Genomic DNA, 1,928 nt, shown 5'->3' with positions numbered 1-1,928 from the left:
TGGGCCGTTGGTTTTCTTAACCGCGATAATGATAAGAAACGGAAAATTTCACTTGATCTCTCCCAGTTAGGTTTTGACGGACAAGTAGAGGTGCGTGATTTGTGGCAACATAAGAACCTTGATCATAAACCATCAGCTTCGGAAACATAGAATGGGAAGCTGGTCCTATCATAGCGATTGGATATAGAGATGGAGAAGCCATATGTCAGCATGCCGTTACAACACCAGGTCAACCCAAACAGTTAGCGATTGATTATTTTGAATCGGGGAAAGCTGCTACCCTGGATGATGTATTAATCGTTTATGTAAGGGTATTCGATAATAATGAGACATTGTGTGTAGGTGATGTTTCAAAAATCAGACTTGAGGTGTGCAATGGAGGAACACTGATAGGGCCATCTACTGTTGCGGCAGAAGCAGGCATAGCTTCCTTCCTGGTGCGAACATCGCAGGCGAAGCAGGTGCAATTGAAAGCGCATTCAGACTTTGCAGTAGCAACTGAACAATCTGAGTTAGTACAAAAGTAGTAGGCAGTTTATCAGTCCTTCGTTTTAATGGAGGAGGCGTTCACTGAGACTTTTTCGTTTACCAGCTTAGATTTTTACCGAAAAAACTGTTAAGAATCAGTTGATGGCTGCCTGCCAACTGTTGCGTGAGCAACTTCATGGCAGTATGGCCTTATTATTATTTTTTTAGCATTAGTCATTAAAAGTGCGGGTTGAATACGTATAAATGCCCTGCGGGGCATTTTTTTTTGTACTTACTTCAAGCGCTTAAAAAGTAATTATTAAACAATTTAAAATTTTAATAACAATGATAAATAGACTATTTCATTTATTAATTGGCTTTGTCTTTGGTTTTAGTTCTGTGGTAAAAGGACAGCAGCAGGATGTTTTAGCCCCAACACCACCTATGGGCTGGATAAGCTGGAACCTGTTCGAAGGCAATATCAGCGAAAGCATTGTAATGGAACTGGCCGATGCCATGGTGGATAACGGGCTGAAAGAGGCCGGTTACGAGTACATCATTCTGGATGATTTGTGGCATGGCGGTCGCGATGCCAATGGTAAGGTGTTCCCTGATCCGCAGAAATTTCCCAATGGCATGAAGGTAGTTGCTGATTATGTCCACAGCAAAGGCCTTAAGTTTGGTATATATACAGATATTGCCGAATACACCTGTGCAGGTATGGTAGGCAGTTTAGGTTTTGAAGAGCTGGACGCACAAACCTATGCCGAATGGGGTGTGGACTACATCAAGTGTGACTACTGTCATGCGCCCGAAGACTTATGGACGGGCATTGAACGCTACGAGAAGTTCATTAAAGCTGTAAGAGCAACCGGCCGCCCTATGGTGTTTGCCATTTGCGAGTGGGGACAGCGGGCTCCTTGGTTGTGGGGCGAAAAGGTAGATGGACAGTTATGGCGTACCACCTGGGATTTGCGCGATACGTGGGAGCATGGACAGTATAATAACGGGCATAATGGCATCATGGAAGCATTGGACCGTCAGGTGGGACTTGAAAAGTACGCCGGACCGGGGTGTTGGAACGATCCGGATATGCTGGTGATTGGTCTTAATGGAACAGGAGCATCTTCTTCGGCCAATGGTGCCAATGGCTGTACCGTCACCGAGTATGAAGCGCAGTTTGGCTTGTGGTCACTGTTATCAGCGCCTTTACTGATGACCTGCGATATTCGCAGCATGGATGCTGATACTAAGCGCATTCTTACTAATCCGGAGCTTATCGCTGTTAATCAGGATGAGTTGGGCAAGCAGGCATCCCGCATCCACAAAGATGGAGCTGAAGAGATTTGGGCCAAGCCACTGGCGGATGGTTCATGGGCCGTTGGTTTTCTTAACCGCGATAATGATAAGAAACGGAAAATTTCACTTGATCTCTCCCAGTTAGGTTTTGACGGACAAGT

3 protein-coding genes are annotated in these 1,928 nt (G+C 45.2%); all 3 read left to right on the top strand.

Annotated elements, in window-relative coordinates; all coding sequences use genetic code 11:
* The coding region (locus KDU71_RS23455; RefSeq protein WP_212193421.1) for a hypothetical protein at nt 1-150 on the top strand (150 nt) is incomplete at its 5' end.
* 182 nt (nt 151-332) lie between these two features.
* Nucleotides 333-527, top strand: a complete 195-nt coding sequence (locus KDU71_RS22690; RefSeq protein WP_212193420.1) for a hypothetical protein — start codon at nt 333-335, stop codon at nt 525-527.
* Between the two features lie 286 nt (nt 528-813).
* The coding region (locus KDU71_RS22685) for a glycoside hydrolase family 27 protein (protein ID WP_212193419.1) at nt 814-1,928 on the top strand (1,115 nt) is incomplete at its 3' end.

The organism is Carboxylicivirga sediminis (genome assembly GCF_018156225.1).
Lineage (GTDB): Bacteria > Bacteroidota > Bacteroidia > Bacteroidales > Marinilabiliaceae > Carboxylicivirga > Carboxylicivirga sediminis.
Note: the sequence above shows the minus strand (reverse complement) of the source record. Positions and strands in the feature narration are given on the sequence as shown.